Below are 21503 nucleotides of genomic sequence, written 5' to 3'. Positions count from 1 at the left end.
GCTCAGATCAGAACTTCACCTGAGGGGCGGCCTCGACCTCGGTGCGGCTGGTGCCGAGATCGAAGAAGTCCTTCTTGGTGAAACCGAACATGCCGGCGAACAAAGCGGCGGGCATCTGCTGGATGCCGGTGTTGTACTCCTGGACCGCGTTGTTGAAGAAGCGGCGGCTTGCGGCGATCTTGTTTTCGAGGTCGGAGAGCTCGCTCGCGAGCTGCTGGAAATTGGCGTTGGCCTTGAGGTCCGGATAGGCCTCCGACAGCGCAATCAGCCGGCCGAGCGCGCCGGAGAGCTGGTTTTCCGCCGCGGACACCTGCGCCGGTCCCTGCGCCGACATCGCCGAATTGCGCGCCTTGATGACGTCGTCGAGCGTGCCGCGCTCGTGCGAGGCATAGCCCTTCACCGTCTCGACCAGGTTCGGGATCAAATCATGACGCTGCTTGAGCTGCACGTCGACATCGGCAAAGGCCTGGCTGACGCGCTGGCCCAGCGCCACCAGCCGGTTGTAGGCGCTGAACGCCAGGAACACGAGGACGACGATGACGCCGAGAACGATCCAGCCGGTCGACATGGAGGACTCCTGAAGAGGGAAGAAGGCGGGCGCTAGGGTAGACCAAATTGGCGCAGGGCGAGAGCCCCGGCGCAGAGGGAAGGTAAGGCTTGGTCGGAACAGGAACCATCCAAGTTCAAGGAGAAAGCCCTGAACCGAGGTTAACTTTCGGCAATAACGGCCTCGCCCCAGCGCCAGCGCCGGGCGCTTGCGTAGGCCGCTTTGTCGCGCCGCGGGACTTTCGCGATGTCGACACCGTCCCCGGTGCAAAGCTTTGCCGTGACCTCGACCTTGCCGACCTCAGGCGGCGCCAGCACGCGTGCGGCGCGGATTGCCGGCGGCGTGCGGGTCAATGCGACGTAGATGAAGCGTTCGTCCTCGAACGGCACCTCGGCGCCCTTGATCTGGCGGTGCGCCTGGGAGCGCGGCAGGCGCTGGTTGAAATGGCACCAGTCGGGTGCGATGAGCGGGCACGGTTTTTCGTGCGGGCAGGGCGCGGCGACGAAGGCGCCTTGCGCGATCAACTGCGCGCGCAGCGCGAGGATGCGGTCGTAGCCGGCAGGCGTGCCGGGCTCGATCACCACCAGTGCGCGGCGCGCTTTGGCCCACATCGCCTCCGCGAGCTTGCGCTGGTCGGCTTCACTGATCTCGCCGATGATGTAGCTCGCGACGACGAGATCGGATTGTGCGACCTCGGCGAGGTTGGTGGCGGCATCGCCGGGCAAATGGCGGCAGTCGGCGAGGCGCGTGCTGTCGCGCGCCAGCTCGAGCGCGAGCCGGCTCAGGGGCGCGTTGGCATCGAGCAGCGTAAAATCCTGCAGCGAGGAAAAGACTTCCGCGGCGGCCCAGCTCGCGGTGCCCGGGCCTGCGCCGACGTCGAGCAATGTTTCCGGTGCAAAATCGGGCGCGATCTCAGCCAGCGCGCTCAGGCTCGCAGCGACGGCCGCGTAGGTGGCCGGCATCCGCGCCAGCGCATAGGCAAGTGCATCGGCCTCCGACTTGATCGTGCCGGACCCGCCGCCGGCGCGATAGGTGGTCGAGATCTTTTGTGACCGCTGTGCCGCGTCGGTGCGGGAAAAGCCCTGCAGCCTGGCGTCGAGCGCGGCCTTGAGTTCGGCGGGGAGGTTGGGGGCTATCATCATCCGCAGTCATGCCCCGCGAAGGCGGGGCATCCAGTACTCCGAGACAGTGCCGTCAACCGAGCAGCCGCGGCGTACTGGATCATCCGCTCCAGTGCGCAATTTGCGCACAAGGCGGATGATGACGTCAATGGGTGCGGCGCGACTGCGGACTCACGCCACGTTCTGGTCGAGAATGTCCACGGCTTCGGCGAGGCTCACCGAGACCAGCTGGGAGACGCCGCGCTCGGCCATGGTGACGCCGAACAGGCGGTTCATCCGCGCCATCGTGATTGGGTTGTGCGTGATGATGATGAAGCGCGTGTCGGTCGAGCCGGTCATCTCGTGCAGAAGGTTGCAGTACCGTTCGACGTTGTGGTCGTCGAGCGGCGCGTCGACTTCGTCCAGCACGCAGATCGGGGAGGGGTTGGTGAGGAATACCGCGAAGATCAGCGCCATTGCGGTCAGCGCCTGCTCGCCGCCCGACAGCAGCGACAGCGTCTGCGGCTTCTTGCCCGGCGGCTTGGCGATGATTTCGAGACCGGCCTCCAGCGGATCGTCGCTCTCGATCAGATGCAGCGCGGCCTCGCCGCCGCCGAACAGCTCGACGAACAGGCGCTTGAAGTGGTTGTTGACGACCTCGAACGAGGTCAGAAGCCGCTCGCGCGCCTCCTTGTTGAGGCTCTGGATGCCCTGGCGCAGTCGCTTGATGGCTTCGACCAAATCGTCGCGTTCGGTGACGAGGCCCGTGTGCTGGGTTTCGACCTCGCGCAGCTCTTCCTCCGCGCGCAAATTGACGGCGCCGAGGCGCTCGCGGTCGCGGCGCATCTTTTCGAGGTCTTCCTCGATGTCGTGCAGCGGCGGCAGCTCGGCGCCGGGCTCGATCTCGGCAAGACCGGCGACGGCCTGCGGCTCGACTTCCAGCATGTCGCGGATCTCTCGCTCGATATCCTCGAGCCGGCGCCGCGCGCCTTCCATGCGCTCCTCGGCGCGGGCGGTGGCCTCGCGGGCGCTCGACAAAGCCTCAAGCGTCAGCTTGGCGACGCGATCGGTCTCGGCCATCGCGGTCTCGGCGGTGGCGAGCGCGTCGGCGGCCATGCGGCGCTCGTTCTCGGCGTATTCGATCTCGGTGATCAGCGCGCTGCGCTTCTCGGCGAACAATGCGGGCGCGTTTTCGAGCTCGCTGCGCTCGATCGTGAGTTCGGCAATACGGGCCTGGATGGTGTCGATGTGGGAAGCCGCGCTTTCCTTGCGGTTCTGCCACTCGGTACGTTCGGCGAGGATCGCCTGGACGCGGCGGTCGGCCAGCTCAGCCTCGCGCGCCAGGGCCTGCGCCTCGGCGCGGACCTGAGCGGCGATGCGGCGGTGGTTTTCGATGTCGCTCCGCACCGCGGCGAGACGCGTCTCGGTGTCCTCGCTCGACGGCAGCTCGCTGATGCCGGCTTCGGCGTATTCGTAGGCAGCTTCAGCCTCGGCGCGGTCGGCGGCAAGACGGCTATGCGCTTCCGACAGTGTCGCCTTGCGCGCGGCATGGCGGCTGATCTCGCGCTCGGCGGCGGCATGGCGCTCGCGCGCGACGTTCAGCTCGCGCTGCGCGGCACGCATGGCTTCGCGGCTGGCGCCTTCGGTGCTCGCCGCCATCTGCAGCTCGGACTCGGCATTCTCCAGCGCCTGGCGCTTGATCTGCGCGTCGATGCGGGCCTGCTCCAGCTCGTTCTCGATGTCGACGAGGCGGGCGCGCTCGGCGAGGCGCCGTGCCGCGCCAGTCGGGGCGTGCGCGGCGGCGACAAAACCATCCCAGCGCCAGACATCGCCCTCGGGCGAGACCAGTCGCTGGCCGGTCTTGAGCTGGGCGACCAGCTCGGCCCCGCGCTCGCGCGGCACCACGCCGATCTGCGCCAGGCGGCGCGTCAGCTCGGCCGGCGCCTGCACATGGTTGGCGAGCGGGGTGACGCCCTCGGGCAGCTCCGGATCGCCCTCGGTGACGCCGACATTGGTCCAGCGCATCGGTGCCGAGGGATCGATCGGCGCATCGAGATCGTCGCCGAGCGCGGCGCCGATGGCCTTTTCAAAGCCCTTGTCGACCGTGATGCCGTCGATGATCGGCGGCCACAGATTCTTGGTCTCGCCGTTGACGATTTTCGAGATCGTGCGCGCCTCGGTGTCGAGCCGCTGCACGCGCTTGTCGGCTTCGACCAGCGGCGAGCGCGAGGCTTCCAGCGTCTGGCGTGCGGCGACATGCGCGGCTTCGCTCGCTTGAGCTGCCGCTTCCGAAGCCGCCAGCGTCTGCTCGGCGCTCTCGACCGCGGCGGTCAGCTCGTCGAGGTCGCCGAAGCCGCCGGTCTCCGCAGCGAGCTTCTGCTCCTCGGCGGCAACATTCGCGATTTCGTGGTCGAGGCGGGCGAGCTTGTCGCGGTGGGTGCGGACGTTGGCCTCGAGCTGGTTGCGCTTGGCGGTGAGGTCGGCGAGCGCGGTGGTGAGCTCGGCGAACTGCTGCTCGGTCTCGGTCAGCACCGCCTCGGCTTCGGCGACACGCTCGTCGACACCGGAACGCTTCTCGACGCGCGACTTGATTTCTTCCTTCAGCTCGGCGTCTTCGGTGTCGAGCCGCTGCAGCGCGACGTCGGCATCCATGGTTTGTTGCTGAGCGCGGGAAATATCGCCTTCGAACTGGGCGAGACGACGCTCGAGCTCGGCGACGCGCTCCTTGGCGCGCTCTTCCTCGCGGTCGAGCTGCTCGCGGGCATTGGTCAGGCGCTGCAGGCCTGCGGCGGCGCGCGCCTCGGCATCGCGCAGCGCCGGCATTTCGGCGGCGCGGATCGCCTGGATACGCGCGGCCTCGGCCTGATGCTGGGTGCGCTCGGCCATCTCGCGCACGGCAAGGTCATGCGTCTGGCCGGATTCGTTGACGTCGGCATGGGCGCCGATCCAGCGTAGATGGAAGAGCGTCGCTTCCGCCTTGCGGACCTTGGCCGCGACCTCGCGATAGCGCACGGCCTGGCGGGCCTGCTTCTTCAGGCCTTCCATTTGCCCTGCGAGCTGGCCGATCACGTCCTCGACGCGGGTAAGGTTGGTCTCGGCCGCCTTCAGCCGCAGCTCGGCTTCGTGGCGGCGGGCGTGCAGACCGGCAACGCCCGCGGCGTCTTCCAGCACGCGGCGGCGCTGCTCGGGCTTGGCCTGGATGATCTCGCCGATCTTGCCCTGGTGGACGAGGGCCGGCGAGCGAGCGCCGGTGGCGGCATCTGCGAACAGGATCTGCACGTCGCGGGCGCGCACGTCGCGGCCGTTGATGCGATAGACCGAGCCCGCCTCGCGCTCGATGCGGCGGGAGATTTCGAGAATCTGGCTGTCGTTCATCGCCGCCGGCGCGGTGCGATCGGCATTGTCGATCGTCATCGTCACTTCGGCGTGGTTGCGCGCCGGACGGTTGCCGGAACCGGCGAAGATCACCGCGTCCATGTCGGCGGCGCGCAAGCTCTTGTAGGAGGTTTCACCCATCGCCCAGCGCAGCGCCTCGACGAGGTTCGACTTGCCACAACCGTTGGGGCCGACCACGCCGGTGAGGCCAGGCTCGATGACGAAGTCCGTGGGCTCAACGAAAGACTTGAAGCCGTGAAGGCGCAGGCGGGTGATTTTCATAAGCACGCATCTCTGTTGGCAGGCGCGAATCCCCCTGCCCGGACAATACCATGGAAGGCAATGTCGCTGTCTGGGCGAGTCGCGCGGGGCGCCTCATGCGGCGGACAATGGCCGCGGTGCGCCGCGAGGGCAACCAGCGAAAGCCGCTTTTCCCAAGGGATTTATGCCGGGAAAGATACGGCTTTCGAGATGCGAATCAGGATCTTGACGAGCGAATCAGCTCTTCAGCAGCGGATTGATCTTCTTGGCGAACTCCTCGAACGAAGCCTCGCCCTTGATCTTCTCGCCGTTGATGAAGAAGGTCGGCGTCGAATCCACCTTGAGAACGTCGCTGGCGTATTTCTGGTCGGCGGCGATCTTGTCGAGCAGCGCCTGGTCCTTCAGGCAGGCTTCCACCTGCTGCTGGGTGAGGCCGGCCTGCTTGCCGATCCGCGTCAGGGTCTCCGTGGTGTTCTTCGCCACCCAGTCGTTCTGCTGGCGGAACAGCATGTCGGTGACGGCGAAGTATTTCGCGGCGTCGCCATTGGCGATGCAGCGCGACAGCATCGAGCCCGCAGCGGCCTTGATGTCGAGCGGGAACTCGCGGAAGACGTAGCGGATCTTGCCGGTGTCGATGTACTCCGACTTGATCTTGGGGAACACCTGCTCGTTGAAGGCCGCGCAGTGTGGGCAGGTCATCGAGGCGAATTCGGTGATGGTCACAGCGGCGTCCTTCGGGCCGAGCGCCATGTCGGGCAGCGATACGGGCTTGGCCACGGCTGCGGCGTCCTGCGCCATGGCTTCAGGGATCAAGGCTTCGGAGATGAACCGCAGCGGCGAGAGCCCGGCGAGCGCGGCAAGACCGGTCAGCGACAGCATCGTGGTGAAGGCGCGGCGGGTGATGATCAAGGTCGGCTCCCGAATTGGCGTGGTCTTGCCCGAGGTGCGTATCGAGGTTCCCGGGCGGCCTGTCGCTAGCTTGAAACGTGGTTTGAGGCAATGGCGAGCGGCAGCAACGGGTCCAGAATAGCCCGGGAATGAGGCTCAATTTCGCTTGATGGCGGCTCCGAGCCGCGCCAGCGCCGTCTTCAATTCCTCATCTTCGATATCGCCCAGGCTCTCCGCCACCTTGGCGACGGCCTTGGGGTCCGGCGGGCCGGGTCGTTTGCGGACCCGGCGCCGCGACAAGGGAGCCTGGCGGAAGGCGAGCTTGCCGACCGCGCTCCAGCCGAAGAAGCGGTTGACCCGTTCCAGGATCACGTCGGCCGAGTGCTGGATTTCCAGCGCCATCGGCCCCTCGACCCGCAGCACCAGCGTCGCCGGCTCCTGCGGCTGGCCCTCCACGGGCCGCGGCCACTGCATCTTCAGCGGCTCGGCATGGGCGGCGATCTCGGGTCCCGCGATCTGCGCCCACCGCGTCACCAGCTCGCGCGACGCAAATCCCTGCTTGGCATAGGCCTCGGCAAAGACGTCGTTGAGCAGGATCCCGAGCGGCTTGGCGCTGATGGGCCCGGGTTTGGGGGGGAATTTGGCCATGGGGCCTTATAGCACTCCGGCGTGCGACCGGCAGACTCCCCGCAGCGAAGAAAGACGTGGATGCCCGCGACGAGCGCGGGCATGACGTGGAGAGGCCGGTGCGTTGTCGCTACTGTGAGAGTATGAGCACCAAATCCGCCCGGATGGCGACATCGGAACCCAGACCGTCAGAGACCGTGTCGCGCCCAGTCGAGTTGCTCGCCTGGTACGACCGCCACCGCCGCAGGCTGCCCTGGCGCGCCGCGCCCGGCGAGACGTCGGATCCCTACCGCGTCTGGCTCTCGGAGATCATGCTGCAGCAGACCACAGTGAAGGCGGTCGGGCCCTATTTCGAGAAATTCGTCGCGCGCTGGCCTGACGTCACGGCCTTGGGAACCGCCTCGCTTGATGACGTGCTGCGGATGTGGGCCGGGCTCGGCTATTATTCGCGTGCGCGCAATCTTCATGCCTGTGCGGTCGCAGTGACGCGCGAGCATCGCGGCGTCTTCCCCGATACGGAGGAGGGGCTGCGGGCGCTGCCGGGGATTGGGCCCTACACGGCGGCGGCGATTGCCGCGATCGCGTTCGACCGCCACACCATGCCTGTCGACGGCAATATCGAGCGCGTAGTGTCGCGCCTGTATGCGGTCGAGGAGGAGCTGCCGCAGGCCAAGCCGCTGATCCAGCGGATGGCAGCGACGCTGCTGGCCAACGCACGTGCCGGCGACAGTGCCCAGGCCCTGATGGATCTGGGCGCCTCGATCTGCACGCCGAAGAAACCGGCCTGTTCACTATGCCCGTTGAACGAGGATTGTGTGGCGCGCGCGCAGGGCACGCAGGAGACGTTTCCGCGCAAGGCGCCGAAGAAGAGCGGGACGCTGCGGCGCGGCGCTGCCTTCGTCGTCACGCGTGGCGATGAGCTGCTGGTCCGCTCGAGGCCCGAAAAGGGCCTGCTCGGCGGCATGACCGAGGTGCCGGGCTCGGACTGGCTGGCGGGCCAAGACGATGCGACCGCGAAACAGCAGGCGCCTGTTATGAAGCGATTGTCACGCTGGCAGCGCAAGCTGGGCGTCGTCAGCCACGTCTTCACGCATTTTCCGCTGGAGCTGGTGGTCTACACCGCGAAGGCCGACGCCCGCACGCGGGCACCAGCGGGTATGCGCTGGGTGCCGATCGCGACGCTGGCCGACGAGGCGCTGCCAAACGTCATGCGCAAGGTGATCGCGCACGCGCTGGACCTTTCATCGGGGCCAGCTTCCTGACAGCACGCTGGCAGCAGCGCTGCGCTATCAGCATGCGATACGGAGGTTGCTAATGGTCAAGACCGCGCTCGACAACTTCAAGAGGCCGCCCTGCGCCGAGCTGCTCGGCTGGCGCCTGCTCGACGCGCGTCCCGACGAGGGTTGGATCAAGCTCGGCTTCGAGGGCAGACCCGAATTCTGCAATCCGGCCGGTTTCATTCAGGGCGGCATGCTCTCGGCAATGCTCGATGACACGATGGGACCGGCGGTGCTGGTGATGAGCGAGGGCCGCCTCTACACCACCACCATCAGCATGACCGTGAATTTCCTCGCGCCCGCAAAGCCTGGTCCGATCATCGGCGAAGCCAGGGTGACGCAGCTCGGCAAGACCATCGCGTTCGTCGAGGCCAAGCTGATGACGGGGGATGGCACGGTGCTGGCGACGGCCAGCGCGAGCGAGCGATTGCTGGAGGCGGCGAGGGTGGTGAAGTGAGGGATCCCCTGCAGCTCCGCATCCGATGTTGGTGTTGGAGCGCCAAAGCATCCGCCCCGTCATGGCCGGGCTTGTCCCGGCCATCCACGCCTTGCCGAGCAGAATGAAGAACGTGGATGCCCGGGACAAGCCCGGGCATGACGAAGCCTAAAAATCCGCGCTATGCGCGAATAGAGCTCACACCTCCACCCGCGCGTTCTTGCTCACGATCGGCGGCTTGGCGTTCAGCGCCTCGACCTGGAAGCCCGCCACGCGCTTGTAGTTCGCGGCGATGCCTTCCAGCTCTTTCTGTGACAGCACGTCGGTGACGACCTTGTAGCCGTCAGGCGCGCGTTCTTCGACGAGCTGCATCACCTGCTCGGGGCCGTTCTTGCGGTTGAGCAGCACGAGATCGGTGGTCGCAGGCCGCCGCTCGGCCTCATAGGCGAGCAGAGCTGCGGTCGTCGGGCCATGCGCCAGGATCTCGCGGGTGATGGTGCGGGCATCGAGGATCGCCTGCGAGGCGCCGTTCGAGCCGATCGGGTACATCGGATGCGCGGCATCGCCCATCAGCGTCACCTTGCCGAAGGTCCATTGCGAGACCGGATCGCGGTCGACCAGCGGATACTCGTAGGCGTGCGGACAATTCCTGATCAGGCCGGGCACGTCGAGCCAGTCGAATGTCCAGCTCTCGAACCAGGGCAGGAACTCCTCCAGCCGCGCGGTGCGGTTATAGTCCTCGCGGCGCCATTGATAGGTCGGCGGCATGTGCCGCTCTGCGACCCAATTGATCAGGTGGTTGCCTGCGGCGTCCGGCTCCTTCGAGATCGGATAGCAGACGAATTTCAGGATCTCGTGGCCGGCCATGATCATGGTGCGGCCGGTGAGGAAGGCTTTCGAAGGGGTGACGCCGCGCCAGAGAATGCGGCCGTTCCAGATCGGTGGGCCTTCGTTCGGATAGAGCTTTTCGCGCGCGGCGGAATGGATGCCGTCGGCGGCGATCAGGATCGCGCCTTCATATGTGCCTGCGGCCTTGCCGGTCGCCTTGTCGATGAAGTCGGCACGCACGCCGCTGGCCGTCTCGGTCCAGCCGGTCAGATGATGGCTGGTCAAAATGTTCTCGCGGCCGAGCCGCTCGATTGCGGCATCGAGCAGGATCTGCTGCAGCGTGCCGCGATGGATCGAGAACTGCGGCCATTTGTAGCCGGCTTCCAGCCCGCGCGGCTCGCTCCAGATCGGCTTGCCGTGCTTGGAGAAATAGACGAGCTCGCGGGTCCGCATGCCGCTGGCATCCAGCCTGTCCAGCAGCCCGAGCTCGATCAGCTCGCGCACCGCATGCGGCAGCACGTTGATGCCGACGCCCAGCGGCTTCAGCTCCGCGACGCTCTCGAACACTTTTACCGGCACGCCGATTTGATGCAGGCTGAGCGCGAGCGTCAGCCCGCCGATGCCGCCGCCGGCGATGAGGACCGTCATGACAAACCCCTCCGATTGCAGGCGTCTTGGCACAGGCGGGCGGATGTGGGCAACTGCGAAGAGGATGTCGTGCTCTAGACCTCGGGGGCAACAGCCGTTAACGTCCGGCTTTCCCATGAGGTCCGACATGCTCAAGCTCTACTACGCCCCCGGCACCTGCGCGCTCGCCACCTACATGACCCTGGAGGAGGCCGGAGCCGACTACACGGCCGAACGGCTGAGCTTGAAGGACAATCAGCAGAACAGCCCGGAATATCTCGCCATCAACCCGAAGGGGCGCGTCCCGGCCCTGGTGACCGACCGCGGCGTCCTCACCGAGACGCCGGCGATGCTGGCCTATATCGCGCAAACCTTCCCGAAGGCGAAACTCGCGCCGCTCGACGATCCCTTCGACTTCGCCCAGGTGCAGTCTTTCAACTCCTATCTGTGCTCGACCGTGCACATCAATCACGCCCACAAGCTGCGCGGCGCGCGTTGGGCGACGCAGGAGAGCTCGTTCGCCGACATGAAGGCGATGGTGCCGCAGACCATGGGCGCCTGCTTCAAGCTGATCGAGCAGAGGATGTTCAAAGGGCCCTGGGTGATGGGCGATCAGTTCACGGTCTGCGATCCCTATCTCCACACGCTCTCGCACTGGCTCGAAGGCGACAGCGTCGACATCAACGCCACGCCGAAGATCGCCGACCATTTCAAGCGCATGTCGGACCGCCCCGCCGTGCGCAAGGTGATGGACGCGCAGAAGGCGTGAAGTCTCGTAGGGTGGGTTAGCCCTGCAGATGCGCGAAGCGCATCTGCTCGGCGTAACCCACCTCTTCACTATCGGCGGAAACAGAAGTGGTGGGTTACGCCCAGCGGACTGCGCTTTGCGCAGCCGCAGGTCTAACCCACCCTACGAAGCTTTCTTCTCCAACTCCCGCCCCGTCTCCAGCATCAAGCGTCGCAGCCAGATCGAGCCCGGGTCCATCTGCGCCCGGGTCGGATAGAACATGAACTGCTCGTCGATCCCGGGATCGAGCGGCGGCGCGACTGTGACGAGGCCGAGCTGCTTCGACAGCGCGGCGATCAGCCGCCGCGGCACGAAGGCGACGAGGTCGGTCCGGGCGGCGACGTGCAGGGCCTCGAGATAGCCCGAGACCACCAGCGATATGTGCCGCTCGATGCCTTTGCTGCGCAGCCAGGTGTCGATCAGGTCCTCGGGCTGGCCGCGGATGATCACGCCGAGATGGCGCGCGGCGAGGAACGCCTCGCGCCGCTTCAGCTTTGGCGCAAGCGGGTGGCCGCGCCGCACCGCCAGCGCATCGCTGTCGGTGTAGAGCAGCTGGCGATGAAAACCCTTGAAGGCGTTGCCGATCGAGATCACGAGGTCGATGGTGCGGGCGAATTCGGCGTGAAAGATCGCCGGTCCCCGCCACGGCACGACGTCGATGCGGACATTGGGCGCAAGGCGCGTGACCTTCTCCATCAAGGGCGGCATCAATAGCTCGACCGCGAGATCAGGCATCATCAGGCGGAACTGCCGCTCGCTGCGCGCGGCGTCGAATTCCTCGGGCACGAACAGCCCGCGCACCTGGTCCAGCGCCTGCGCCAGCGGCGCGCGCAGGGCTTGCGCCCGCGGCGTCAGCTCCATCCGTGCGCCGGTTCGCACCAGCAGCGGGTCGGCGAAGATATCGCGCAGCCGCTGCAGGGCGTGGCTGGTGGCCGGCTGTGACAGCCCGATGCGCATGGCGGCGCGGCTGACATTGGCCTCGCCCAGCAGCGCGTCGAGTGCGGTCAGGAGGTTGAGATCGAGCGAGTTCAAATTCATGAGGCGAATAGATATCATATTCGCTATCGATTTGAAGAATTCTCAGCACGGCGGCAAGGTTCTCCGTGTTGCCATGACAAGGAGATGCCGCCATGAGCGCTGCCGCCAACAAGAAACTGATGCAGGATATTTTCGCCGCCGTCGCCAGCCCCGACGCTGATGTCCGCGACCGGTCGCTGTTCAGCGCAAGCCTTGCCGACGACGCCAAATGGATCGTCACCGGACAGTATTCCTGGTCGCGCACCTTCACTGGCAGGGACGCGATCCTCAGGGATCTGCACGGCTATGTGCGCTCCCGCCTGCGCGAGCGCACGCGCACGGTCGCCGAGCGCTTCATTGCCGATGGCGACATCGTCGTGGTCGAGGCCAAGGGCGACAACGTCACGCCGGAGGGCGTGCGCTACGACAACGACTATTGCCTGGTGTTTCGGTTCGAGGACGGCAAGATCAAGGAGATCCGCGAGTACTGCGACTCCGTGCTGACCGAGAAGGTGCTGGGCCGGTTCCCGCAAGCAGCAATCGGGGCCGCTGGCTGATCCGGCTGCGGCGGGCGGTTGCTTGGCAGGCGCCCGCTCCTCGGCGCCTCCGCCCGAGCAGGAAGGACACAATTAACAAGTGTGCCTCATTGTGTCGCCGCGCAGCGAGAAACGCCGTTAGGACGTTCGGCTGCTCGAATCCGGGGGGTGGCATCATGCGGGGCATTCGTTTGAGAATCCGGGGACGTCTTTACGCCGGGTTCACGGCTCTTGCCGCCGTGGGCCTGATCATGACCGTGGTTGCCGTCTGGAACCTCCGGACGGTCCAGGACCAGGTCGCGAAAATGTCCGCCTTCTCGGACAATGCAGCGCGCGTTCGGGAGATATCGGTCCATCTCCAGGCGCTGCAACGGGCCAATCTGCGCTACATCTATGACGCCAACGAACCCGCCTTCAAGGAGGCCGCGGAGCGGGAGGCGGCGGCGGTCGAGTTGCTGAAAGCGGCCTCGGCGGCGTCCTTCACCGAGGAGGGGCGCAAGATCTACGACGGCCTCATCGGCGATATCGACAAGCTGCAGGCGCTGCGCCAGCGCATGGGCGCAGCGGTCAAGGAGACGACGAAAGGCAAGGCCGCCCTGCTACCCGGTGGCGAGGAACTGAACACCTATGCCGGCAAGCTGGTCATTGCGGCGCATGGCACCCACGATCCCGAGATCACCGCGCCCGTCGCCGACCTCGAGTCCAAGATCCTGCAGGCGCGTCTGGCGAGCTGGCGCTTCCTCGCCATGCGCGATTCCAAGGCGTCCTCGACCTTCAGAGCCAATACCGAGAGGGCGCAGCAACGGATCACGGCGCTCCAGGACGCCACCCTGCCGGAGCAGGTCAAGTCTGCGCTCGCGCCCGTCAAGGCCTCGCTTTCGTCCTACCAGGCGGCGTTCGAGGCGACGTCCGCCGCAATCCTCGTGGCGGAGGAGACCTACCGCAACAACATTGCGCCCTTGATCGCCGGAAGCATCGACAAGCTCAAGGTCGCGGATGCCGAGCTCACGGCCGACTCCCAGAAGACGCGAGCGATCGCCGCAGGCGTCATCGCCAGCACGACGTGGATTCAGGCGGCCGCAGGTGGCCTTGCGGTCGTATTCAGCGTGATCGTCGCCTTCCTGATCGCCCGCAGCATCGTCGGTCCGCTGACCTCGATGACGCGCGCGATGGGCCGGCTCGCCGGCGGCGACCTCGCGGTCGATATCCCCTCGCGCGGCAAGACCGACGAGATCGGCGACATGGCCAAGGCGATCCAGGTGTTCAAGGACAGCATGATCGACACCGAGCGCCTGCGCCACGAGCAGGCCGAGAGCGAGGCGCGGCAGGCCCAGGATCGCAAGAAGGACATGGTCCGCCTCGCCGACCAGTTCGAGCAGGCGATCGGCGAGATCGTCGACACCGTGTCGTCGGCCTCCAGCGAGCTCGAGGCCTCGGCCGGCACGCTGACGACGACGGCGACGCGCGCCCAGGACCTGTCGACGGAAGTCGCCTCCGCATCGCAGGAAGCCTCGGCCAACGTCCAGGCCGTCGCCTCGGCGACCGAGGAGCTCTCGTCCTCGGTGAGCGAGATCGCCCGTCAGGTCCAGGACTCCGCCCGCATCGCCGGCGAGGCGGTGGAGCAGGCAAGCAAGACCAACGCCCGCGTCAGCGAGCTCTCCAAGGCGGCTGCCCGCATCGGCGACGTGGTCGAGCTGATCAGCACCATCGCCGGCCAGACCAATCTGCTGGCGCTCAACGCCACCATCGAGGCCGCGCGCGCGGGCGAGGCCGGCCGCGGCTTTGCCGTGGTCGCCTCCGAGGTCAAGGCGCTGGCCGAGCAGACCGCAAAGGCGACCGGCGAGATCGCCCAGCAGGTCTCCGGCATCCAGACCGCGACCGAAGAGTCGGTCGGCTCCATCAGGGAGATCAGCGGCACCATCGAGCGGCTGTCGGAAATCTCCTCGGCGGTCGCCGCTGCCGTGGAAGAGCAGGGCGCAGCGACGCAGGAGATCTCCCGCAACATCCAGCAGGCCGCGCACGGCACCCAGCGCGTCTCGACCAATATCCGCGACGTCGAGCGCGGCGCGGCCGACACCGGCTCGGCCTCGTCGCAGGTCCTGTCGGCGGCGCGCTCGTTGTCGACAGACAGCAACCGATTGAAGACCGAGGTCGCAAAGTTCATCGCGTCGGTCAAGGCTGCCTAAGGTGCCTGAGCGTGGCCGGGGAGAGCGACAGCGGGTTTGCCGGGCGGTGTCTGCGTGGTGCGCAGATCAGCCGGCATAGACGAAGCCGATGCCGGCCGCGACGATCATCGCGGCGCCGACCGCTTCCAGGCGAAGCCCGAGCTTGGCCGCGAGATGCATGTCGGAGACGCGCGCCTTGCGCTCCGAGCCCCGTGCGTAGCCGTGCACGATGACATCGTGATTGAAATTGTCGTGCGCCTCGTTGCTGCTCGCGAGCCCGACGCAGATCACGAGCACGCCGAACAAAGCGAGGCCGAAAAAGCCGAGCAGGGCGATCAGGAACATCGGAAACATGCCGACCAGGAAGATCGGCAGCAGCGGCACCAGCAGCAAGGTCTCGGACTGTCGTCGCATGGGAGCCGGACCGTCATGACGGTTTGATGGCTCAAAGGTAATCCTGATGGCGACAGCGTCCAATCAACACTATGTCATTCCGGGGCGCGCCGCTTGGCGCGAGCCCGGAATCCATTGGGCCGCAGTGCCGTAGGGTGGGCAAAGGCGCGAAGCGCCGTGCCCACGTCTTCGCATCAATCGGGCAGGACGTGGGCACGCTTCGCTTTGCCCACCCTACGCGCGCGGAGGATACTACTCCGCCACCATGCCGGCGCGGATCTCGGCGCGCAGCTCGTCGATCAGCTTGAGACCCTTCTTGGTCTCGACATGCCAGAAGGTCCAGCCGTTGCAGGCCTGCGCGCCTTGCGCCACCGCGCCGATGCGGTGGATCGAGCCGACCTTGTCGCCGAGCATGATGGCGCCGTCGGCACGCACCAGCGCACCCAGCTTCTTCTTGGCGTCGAACAGTTTTGTGCCGGGCATGATCATGCCGCGCTCGATCAATTCGGAGAACGCCACGCGCGGCGCCTCGCGCGCGGTCATGAACGGGGCAAGGCTCTCTTCCGGCAGCGGCTCGACCGCGGCGATGCGCGCCTCTGCGGCCTTGGCATAGGTCTTGTCGCGCTCGAAGCCGATATAGGAACGGCCGAGGCGTTTGGCGACCGCGCCGGTGGTGCCGGTGCCGTTGAAGGGATCGACCACGAGGTCGCCGGGCTTGGACGAGGACAGCAGCACGCGCGCGAGCAGGCCTTCCGGCTTTTGCGTCGGATGCACTTTCTTGCCGTCGGCGCCCTTGAGGCGTTCCTCGCCGGTGCAGAGCGGGATCAGCCAGTCGGAGCGTGCCTGCACGTCCTCATTGGCCGCCTTCAGCGCCTCGTAATTGAAGGTGTAGCCCTTGGCCTTTTCGTCACGCGCGGCCCAGATCATGGTCTCGTGCGCGTTGGTGAAGCGGCGGCCGCGGAAATTCGGCATCGGATTGGTCTTGCGCCAGACGATGTCGTTCAGGAGCCAGAAGCCGAGGTCCTGCATGATCGCGCCGACGCGGAAGATGTTGTGATAGGAGCCGATCACCCAGATCGTCGCCGACGGCTTCATCGCGCGGCGCGCGGCGAGCAGCCAGGCGCGGGTGAAATCGTCATAGGCGGAGAATGAATCGAACTTGTCCCAGTCGTCGTTGACGGCATCGACATGGGATTCGTCGGGGCGTTTGAGATCGCCCTTGAGCTGCAGATTGTAGGGCGGATCGGCGAACACGAGATCGACCGAGCCGGCCTGAAGCTTCGACATCTCGGCGACGCAATCGCCGACAATGATGCTGTGCGAAGCGGACTCAAAATTTGTGCGGGGCGCCTTTGCAGACGCCCCGCGACGCGACACTACCATGACTCAAGAACTCTGACTCAGGCGACGCTGTCGGCGACGCGGGACCAAACAACCGACTGGCCGTTACAATGGAGCGGCAAAGTAAAAATCGACTTAACCCGCCGCTTTCGTGAGCAGGCCCCGCATCGCCTGTTGCATGCGAGAAGCCGCGCGCAATTGCCGTGTTTTATAGTGTGTTTCGCGTTTCTTCGCGTTGCGGGGGTGGCTGGATCTGCAAAAGACTCTCAAATTCCTCTCGGAAAAAAATGCTCGGCCCTCGGAAAAAATTGCTGGCGTCGCAGGCTGTCGCACTAGGCAATAATTGCCGAGCGGGATATTGATTAACGCAATGGAAATTTTAGGTATGTGGCGCGTTAAGGTTTTCGCATTTCCGCGTGCCCGCGCCGTATGATCGCCGACCTAAGGGAAGCCCGCCATGCGTTACGATGATTTCCGCCGCAGCGACGATATCGAGGATCGTCGCGACGACGGTGGTGGAGGATTCGGCGGCGGAGGCGGCGGGTTCGGTCTGCCGATGGGCGGTGGCGGGCTCGGCATCGGCACCATCATCGTGCTTGGTCTGGTCGGCTACGCCTTCGGCATCGACCCGCGCATCCTGATCGGCGGCGCCGAGATCCTCACCGGTGGCGGCCAGGCGCCGAGCTACCAGAGCGACCGTCCGTCCAGTCAGGCCAAGCGCGGCGCGCCGACCGACGAGATGGGCAGCATGATCTCGGGCATCCTCGGCGAGATCGACGATCGCTGGAGCGAGATCTTCCAGGCGAGCGGCCAGTCCTACACCGGTCCGAAGGTCGTGCTGTTCCGCAACGCCACCAATGGCGGCCGCTGCGGCCGGGCCGAGTCGGCGATGGGGCCGTTCTACTGCCCGCCGGATCGCACCATCTTCCTCGACACCTCGTTCTTCCGCGAGGTCGAGACGCGCTTCCGCGGCTGCTCCGGCAAGTCGGCGTGCAACTTCACCACCGCCTACATCATCGCGCATGAGGCCGGACATCACATCCAGAACCTGCTCGGCATCATCCCCAAGGTGACGCGGCTGCAGCAGCAGGCCAGCAGCAAGGCCGAGTCGAACGCGCTGCAGGTGAAGGTCGAGCTCCAGGCCGATTGTCTGTCCGGCATCTGGGTCAATCGCGAAGCGAAGAAGCGTCCGAACTTCCTCGAGGCCGGCGACATCGACGCCGCGCTGACCACGGCGAGCGCGATCGGCGACGATACGCTGCAGCGCCAGGCGACGGGGCGTGTGGTGCCTGACTCCTTCACCCACGGCTCGGCCGCGCAGCGCAAGCAATGGTTCATGACCGGCTATCAGCAGGGCACGCTGCAGGCATGCAACACGTTCGGCGGCGGCGGGCCGTAGCACGGCTATTAGTGGCGTCATCCTGAGGTGCTCGCCTCTTCGGCGAGCCTCGAAGGAGGGCGGAGCCCGTAAGCCATCCTTCGAGGCTTCACCTTGCGATGCGCTGCATCGCAAGGTTCGCTCCTCGAGGGCGAACGCAAGTGCGTTCGTCCCGGGATGACGGCAGTGCTTGAGGAAGCAGGAGCAAAATTGTGGCCTCCATCGACGAATCCAAGCAGTTCATCCCGCTCAACATCGCGGTGCTCACCGTCTCCGACACGCGCGCGCTGGCCGATGACAAATCCGGACAGACGCTCGTCGACCGGCTTACAGCAGCCGGCCATCATCTCGCCGCGCGCGAGATCGTCACCGACGATGTCGAGGCCATCCGCGCCGTCATCCGCCGCTGGATCGCAGATAGCAGCGTCGATGTCGTCATCACCACCGGCGGCACCGGCTTCACCGGGCGCGACGTCACGCCGGAGGCGATCGAGCCGCTGTTCGAAAAGCGCATGGATGGTTTCTCGATCGCCTTCCACATGCTGAGCCATGCCAAGATCGGCACCTCGACAATCCAGAGCCGCGCCACCGCAGGCGTTGCGGGTGCGACCTACATCTTCTGCTTACCCGGATCGCCCGGCGCCTGCCGCGATGGCTGGGACGGCATCCTCGCAAGCCAGCTCGACTACCGCACACGCCCCTGCAATTTCGTCGAAATCATGCCGCGGCTGGACGAGCACCTGCGCCGGCCGAAAGCGCAGGGCGCGACGGTGTAGCTGCGCCGGCGCGCAAGCCCGTTCGCAAGCCAAGCCAAAGGCATCGTAGGGTGGGCAAAGCGATAGCGTGCCCACGATCTCTTTCCGTAATGCTGGGTCCGTGGGCACGGCGCAAGTGCGCGTTTGCCCGCCCTACGAGACCAGACTCGCCGGAGATTTTTTCCAGGTTCGTAGGGTGGGTTAGCTCAGCGGCTGCGCAAAGCGCAGGCGTTGAGCGTAACCCACCATCTTCGATCGGCATCTTCGGAAGCGTGGCGGGTTACGGCTTCGCCTAACCCACCCCACGAGACCTCGGTTGTGGCGATATCGCTACAGATCCATCTCCCAGGTCTCGCCCACAAGATCATGCCCAAAACTGTGATGCGGCTTGGTTGCGACCAGCTCGAAGCCGGCGCTCTTGTAGATGCCGCGGGCGGCGACCAGGATGCTCTGCGTCCACAGCGTCATCCTTTTGTAGCCTCGCTCGCGCGCGCCCTGGATGCATTGCTCGACCAGCGCGCGGCCGACACCGAGGCCGCGCGCTTTCTTCTCCACTTGCAACAGGCGCAGCTTGGCGAGCTCGTCGGTGGCCTTGACCAGGAAGACCGAGCCGACCGGCTCGCCATCCAATTCGGCGATCCAGCAATGCTCGCGTGCGGCGTCGTAAGACTTGATGAACTGTGCGCAGATCTCGGCGACCAGCGCCTCGTAGCTGATGTCCCAGCCGTAGTCCGCGGCATAGGCGGCGCCTTGCTTGGAGATGACCCAGCCCATGTCACCGACGCGGTGGCTGCGCAGCACGACGGATGCGGGCTGGCTCTGGCGTTGCTCGAGGACGGCCTGGACGGTCGCCATCGCCTGGGTAAGCCGCGCTGCATCGCCGGCCGAGAGCCGGGCCAGCATGGCGGCAACCTCGTTTTGCGAGCCCAGGTTCAGCTTGGCGAAGGCCTGGCGGCCCTTGGTGGTGAGGCTGAGCTGGTACTGCCTGCGATCCGCGGGCAGGGGCGTGCGCGTGATCAGCCCCTGTTCGTCGAAGCTCTGGACGATGCGGCTGAGATAGCCGGGGTCGAGGCCGAGCTCGTTGCCAATCTCCTTCGCCGAAGCGTCGTCGCGATGCGCGAGCTCATAGAGCACGCGGGCCTCGCTCAGCGAGAACGGGCTCTTGCCGAGGTGCTGGTCGAGCACCCCGAGCTTGCGGGTATAGAAGCGGTTGAAAGCGCGCACCGCTGCGATCTGGTCGTCGACACCGTTGATAGCCATGGAACTGATTGGCATGGGACACCTCAATAATTGCCATTGTCAAATAATTATTTGACTTTGGCAAGTATGTGATGGCCTCACCCGACCATGACGATCCGGCTGCGCAGCAACGTCCGGGAGGAACGGCCGAGCCGCCGCAGCAGCCGGGCCTCGGAACGGCGGGCCTGGGGTGGATAGCCGCCGATCCGGTCGTAATGGTCGCGCGCGATCAAAAGCCCCTGATCGCCGAGCGGGCCGACCAGCTTGCGCGCCACAAACCACAGCAGGTCGCGAAAACCGGTATTTGCGTAGGGCGAACGCGCGTAGCGAAACACGGCCGCGCGGTCCCGGCCACTGGCCGCGACGGCCTGGATGAATTGGGTTGTTTCCTCGATCCAGCCGGTGTCCAGCACCGCGCCGGCTGGGAGGAACATCAGCCACGGCGAACGGGCCTGGAGCGCGCCGGCGGCCAGCGCTGCGCCCTGCGAAGTTCCCTCGTAGCCGATGAAACGGCAGCCGGCGACGTCGGCAACGCGCTCGATGACGCCGTTGCGGGCGCCGTCGACCAGCAAAACTTCCTTGATGATGCCCGCTGCGGCGCCGGGGACCAGCGCGGCCAGAGTTGCGACCGCCGTCTGCTCGACGCCTTCAGTTGCTATGATGACGCTCAGCATGATTGAGGCTTCGATATCAGCACTTCGGGAGAAGCGTAACTCGTTATGATACTGTCATAAACACGCAGCGATGCCGAGTGCAACTTTCGGCGGCGTTTGGTCGTGCGATGGTAAACACCGCCGGTCCACCGCAGCCGAATGTGTCGCGCGCAGGGTGGTCATATTGCCGAATATTTCGGCGAGTGACGGGTTCGTGACCTTCAGCGCGGGTTTTCTCGGTCGATGTCGTCGCGCGAGCCATCGTGCATCGGTAGTCTGACACGAACCTTGCTGATGAGAAAAAAGTTCAAGTGGGAAAAAAGTTCAAGTGCCGCCGCGCAGAGCGAGATGTCCAATGACCGTCGATCAACTTCCCGTTGGTGCGCTGTCAACATCGCCGAAGCCGGACCCCGCGCCGACCTTGCGGATCCGCGCCGTGATGCTCGGCGAACGCATCAACGCCTCGAACCTCGAACTCGGCACCCTCGTGTCCTCGACGCCGGCGGCGTTTCGCGTCCATGGCGGCCTCGCCGTGATCTTCCGCTACGGCGTCGTGGTGCTGATCGGCCTCCTCCCTTCGGAGGAGAAGGTGCTGCTCGACAGCCTGAAGTCCCGCGTGACCGGCGAGCTCAGCCCGATCGAGGAGGAGATCGCCCAGGCGCAGCTGTGCAAGGACGAAAGCGCCGAGGCGATCCAGCCGGGCGGGCCGATCTGCCTCTCCAAGTTCTCCGACGAGCGACTGCTGCTGATCGCGGACGCGCTCGCCAAGAGCACGTCACTGGCGCGGGACGAACGTCGTGTCGCTGCGGTCTTCGATGTCATCGAGCCCTTTGCGCGGGAGCTTGCCGAGAAGGGCCGGACGTCGCGGCGACGCAAGGGCATCCTGCAATTGATCGGCAATGCGCTGCTGGTGCAGCAGCGCGTCGCCGGCCGCGTCGCGGTCGCCGAGAAGCCCGATGCGCTCTGGGAAAAACCCCAGCTCGACCGGCTCTATGCGCGTCTCGAAGATGAGTACGAGCTGAAGGAGCGCCTCGACACGCTGGAGCGCAAGCTCACGGTTATTTCCGAGACCGCCGACGCGCTGACCGACATCATCGACACGCAACGCTCACTGCGGCTCGAAATCGCGGTGGTGGTGCTGATCGTGATCGAAGTCGTGATCGGGTGTGTCCAGATTTTTGCGGGGGCTCACTGAGCGTTGAGCCTGCGCGTTGTCGTGCCGGATGTCTCGGCGAGCGAAGTCTCGTAGGGTGGGCAAAGGCGCACTTGCGCC

Annotated in this window: 19 protein-coding genes; 8 read left to right on the top strand and 11 right to left on the bottom strand. The window is 65.9% G+C overall.

Annotated elements, in window-relative coordinates; genetic code table 11:
• Positions 1–7 precede the first annotated feature (7 nt).
• From HYH07_RS18790 to HYH07_RS18770, 5 genes are all read right to left on the bottom strand, one after another.
• Positions 8–568, bottom strand: coding sequence for a LemA family protein (locus HYH07_RS18790; protein ID WP_128953324.1), 561 nt, complete (start codon positions 566–568; stop codon positions 8–10).
• 140 nt (positions 569–708) lie between these two features.
• Positions 709–1689: a small ribosomal subunit Rsm22 family protein gene (locus HYH07_RS18785; RefSeq protein ID WP_220003884.1), complete on the bottom strand. Its 981-nt coding sequence runs from the start codon at positions 1687–1689 to the stop codon at positions 709–711.
• A gap of 150 nt (positions 1690–1839) precedes the next feature.
• On the bottom strand, positions 1840–5304 hold the full coding sequence (smc, locus tag HYH07_RS18780; RefSeq protein ID WP_220003883.1) for a chromosome segregation protein SMC: 3465 nt from the start codon (positions 5302–5304) through the stop codon (positions 1840–1842).
• Positions 5305–5520: 216 nt separating this feature from the next.
• Positions 5521–6192 carry a DsbA family protein gene (locus HYH07_RS18775; RefSeq protein ID WP_220003882.1) on the bottom strand — a complete coding sequence of 224 codons (672 nt, stop codon included), beginning with the start codon at positions 6190–6192 and terminating at the stop codon, positions 5521–5523.
• 135 nt (positions 6193–6327) lie between these two features.
• Positions 6328–6819 carry a DUF721 domain-containing protein gene (locus HYH07_RS18770; RefSeq protein ID WP_220003881.1) on the bottom strand — a complete coding sequence of 164 codons (492 nt, stop codon included), beginning with the start codon at positions 6817–6819 and terminating at the stop codon, positions 6328–6330.
• A gap of 122 nt (positions 6820–6941) precedes the next feature.
• Between HYH07_RS18770 and mutY the strand changes: the two genes are divergently transcribed.
• Both mutY and HYH07_RS18760 read left to right on the top strand, forming a co-directional pair.
• Positions 6942–8060, top strand: a complete 1119-nt coding sequence (gene mutY / locus HYH07_RS18765) for an A/G-specific adenine glycosylase (RefSeq protein WP_220003880.1) — start codon at positions 6942–6944, stop codon at positions 8058–8060.
• 52 nt (positions 8061–8112) lie between these two features.
• A complete protein-coding gene (locus HYH07_RS18760; protein ID WP_220003879.1) occupies positions 8113–8532 on the top strand; it encodes a PaaI family thioesterase in 420 nt (139 codons plus the stop codon).
• A gap of 177 nt (positions 8533–8709) precedes the next feature.
• On the opposite strand, the gene HYH07_RS18755 is transcribed toward HYH07_RS18760, so the two are convergent.
• The gene (locus HYH07_RS18755) at positions 8710–9987 is read right to left on the bottom strand and encodes a flavin-dependent oxidoreductase (RefSeq protein WP_220003878.1); all 1278 of its coding nucleotides are present in this window, start codon (positions 9985–9987) and stop codon (positions 8710–8712) included.
• A gap of 127 nt (positions 9988–10114) precedes the next feature.
• Here HYH07_RS18755 and HYH07_RS18750 point away from each other — a divergent pair, with 127 nt between their 5' ends.
• Positions 10115–10735: a glutathione S-transferase family protein gene (locus HYH07_RS18750; protein WP_220003877.1), complete on the top strand. Its 621-nt coding sequence runs from the start codon at positions 10115–10117 to the stop codon at positions 10733–10735.
• A gap of 141 nt (positions 10736–10876) precedes the next feature.
• Here HYH07_RS18750 and HYH07_RS18745 read toward each other — a convergent pair whose 3' ends face one another.
• A complete protein-coding gene (locus HYH07_RS18745) occupies positions 10877–11791 on the bottom strand; it encodes a LysR family transcriptional regulator (protein WP_220003876.1) in 915 nt (304 codons plus the stop codon).
• 92 nt (positions 11792–11883) lie between these two features.
• Between HYH07_RS18745 and HYH07_RS18740 the strand changes: the two genes are divergently transcribed.
• The gene (locus HYH07_RS18740; RefSeq protein WP_220003875.1) at positions 11884–12327 is read left to right on the top strand and encodes a nuclear transport factor 2 family protein; all 444 of its coding nucleotides are present in this window, start codon (positions 11884–11886) and stop codon (positions 12325–12327) included.
• A gap of 155 nt (positions 12328–12482) precedes the next feature.
• Positions 12483–14492 (top strand): methyl-accepting chemotaxis protein, encoded by a 2010-nt coding sequence (locus tag HYH07_RS18735; protein WP_220003874.1) that lies wholly within the window; start codon positions 12483–12485, stop codon positions 14490–14492.
• 66 nt (positions 14493–14558) lie between these two features.
• Here HYH07_RS18735 and HYH07_RS18730 read toward each other — a convergent pair whose 3' ends face one another.
• Positions 14559–14885, bottom strand: coding sequence for a hypothetical protein (locus HYH07_RS18730; RefSeq protein ID WP_220003873.1), 327 nt, complete (start codon positions 14883–14885; stop codon positions 14559–14561).
• A 231-nt stretch (positions 14886–15116) separates the two neighbouring features.
• Positions 15117–16247 (bottom strand): site-specific DNA-methyltransferase, encoded by a 1131-nt coding sequence (locus HYH07_RS18725; protein ID WP_283842832.1) that lies wholly within the window; start codon positions 16245–16247, stop codon positions 15117–15119.
• A gap of 415 nt (positions 16248–16662) precedes the next feature.
• On the opposite strand from HYH07_RS18725, the gene HYH07_RS18720 reads away from it, so the two are divergent.
• Both HYH07_RS18720 and moaB read left to right on the top strand, forming a co-directional pair.
• Positions 16663–17604, top strand: a complete 942-nt coding sequence (locus tag HYH07_RS18720) for a neutral zinc metallopeptidase (protein ID WP_057757147.1) — start codon at positions 16663–16665, stop codon at positions 17602–17604.
• A gap of 191 nt (positions 17605–17795) precedes the next feature.
• On the top strand, positions 17796–18359 hold the full coding sequence (moaB, locus tag HYH07_RS18715) for a molybdenum cofactor biosynthesis protein B (protein ID WP_220003871.1): 564 nt from the start codon (positions 17796–17798) through the stop codon (positions 18357–18359).
• 309 nt (positions 18360–18668) lie between these two features.
• Here the strand turns inward: moaB and HYH07_RS18710 are convergent, their stop codons facing one another.
• The gene (locus HYH07_RS18710; protein WP_220004021.1) at positions 18669–19598 is read right to left on the bottom strand and encodes a helix-turn-helix domain-containing GNAT family N-acetyltransferase; all 930 of its coding nucleotides are present in this window, start codon (positions 19596–19598) and stop codon (positions 18669–18671) included.
• A 77-nt stretch (positions 19599–19675) separates the two neighbouring features.
• Positions 19676–20251: a glycosyl transferase gene (locus tag HYH07_RS18705; RefSeq protein ID WP_220003870.1), complete on the bottom strand. Its 576-nt coding sequence runs from the start codon at positions 20249–20251 to the stop codon at positions 19676–19678.
• Positions 20252–20585: 334 nt separating this feature from the next.
• On the opposite strand from HYH07_RS18705, the gene HYH07_RS18700 reads away from it, so the two are divergent.
• Positions 20586–21425 carry an RMD1 family protein gene (locus HYH07_RS18700; protein ID WP_220003869.1) on the top strand — a complete coding sequence of 280 codons (840 nt, stop codon included), beginning with the start codon at positions 20586–20588 and terminating at the stop codon, positions 21423–21425.
• Positions 21426–21503 lie beyond the last annotated feature (78 nt).

Source organism: Bradyrhizobium sp. BR 10261, assembly GCF_019455395.1.
In the GTDB taxonomy this organism is placed as follows: Bacteria; Pseudomonadota; Alphaproteobacteria; order Rhizobiales; family Xanthobacteraceae; genus Bradyrhizobium; species Bradyrhizobium manausense.
Note: the sequence above shows the minus strand (reverse complement) of the source record. Positions and strands in the feature narration are given on the sequence as shown.

Bases quoted from the DNA above. Each gene is read 5' to 3' on its own strand.
- HYH07_RS18790 (WP_128953324.1), bottom strand. From the start codon at position 568: ATGTCGACCGGCTGGATCGTTCTCGGCGTCATCGTCGTCCTCGTGTTC.
- HYH07_RS18755 (WP_220003878.1), bottom strand. From the start codon at position 9,987: ATGACGGTCCTCATCGCCGGCGGCGGCATCGGCGGGCTGACGCTCGCG.
- HYH07_RS18730 (WP_220003873.1), bottom strand. From the start codon at position 14,885: ATGCGACGACAGTCCGAGACCTTGCTGCTGGTGCCGCTGCTGCCGATC.
- smc (WP_220003883.1), bottom strand. From the start codon at position 5,304: ATGAAAATCACCCGCCTGCGCCTTCACGGCTTCAAGTCTTTCGTTGAG.
- HYH07_RS18700 (WP_220003869.1), top strand. From the start codon at position 20,586: ATGACCGTCGATCAACTTCCCGTTGGTGCGCTGTCAACATCGCCGAAG.
- HYH07_RS18760 (WP_220003879.1), top strand. From the start codon at position 8,113: ATGGTCAAGACCGCGCTCGACAACTTCAAGAGGCCGCCCTGCGCCGAG.
- HYH07_RS18740 (WP_220003875.1), top strand. From the start codon at position 11,884: ATGAGCGCTGCCGCCAACAAGAAACTGATGCAGGATATTTTCGCCGCC.
- HYH07_RS18720 (WP_057757147.1), top strand. From the start codon at position 16,663: ATGCGTTACGATGATTTCCGCCGCAGCGACGATATCGAGGATCGTCGC.
- HYH07_RS18750 (WP_220003877.1), top strand. From the start codon at position 10,115: ATGCTCAAGCTCTACTACGCCCCCGGCACCTGCGCGCTCGCCACCTAC.
- mutY (WP_220003880.1), top strand. From the start codon at position 6,942: ATGAGCACCAAATCCGCCCGGATGGCGACATCGGAACCCAGACCGTCA.
- HYH07_RS18785 (WP_220003884.1), bottom strand. From the start codon at position 1,689: ATGATGATAGCCCCCAACCTCCCCGCCGAACTCAAGGCCGCGCTCGAC.
- HYH07_RS18725 (WP_283842832.1), bottom strand. From the start codon at position 16,247: ATGGTAGTGTCGCGTCGCGGGGCGTCTGCAAAGGCGCCCCGCACAAAT.
- HYH07_RS18735 (WP_220003874.1), top strand. From the start codon at position 12,483: ATGCGGGGCATTCGTTTGAGAATCCGGGGACGTCTTTACGCCGGGTTC.
- HYH07_RS18705 (WP_220003870.1), bottom strand. From the start codon at position 20,251: ATGCTGAGCGTCATCATAGCAACTGAAGGCGTCGAGCAGACGGCGGTC.
- HYH07_RS18745 (WP_220003876.1), bottom strand. From the start codon at position 11,791: ATGAATTTGAACTCGCTCGATCTCAACCTCCTGACCGCACTCGACGCG.
- HYH07_RS18770 (WP_220003881.1), bottom strand. From the start codon at position 6,819: ATGGCCAAATTCCCCCCCAAACCCGGGCCCATCAGCGCCAAGCCGCTC.
- HYH07_RS18710 (WP_220004021.1), bottom strand. From the start codon at position 19,598: ATGGCTATCAACGGTGTCGACGACCAGATCGCAGCGGTGCGCGCTTTC.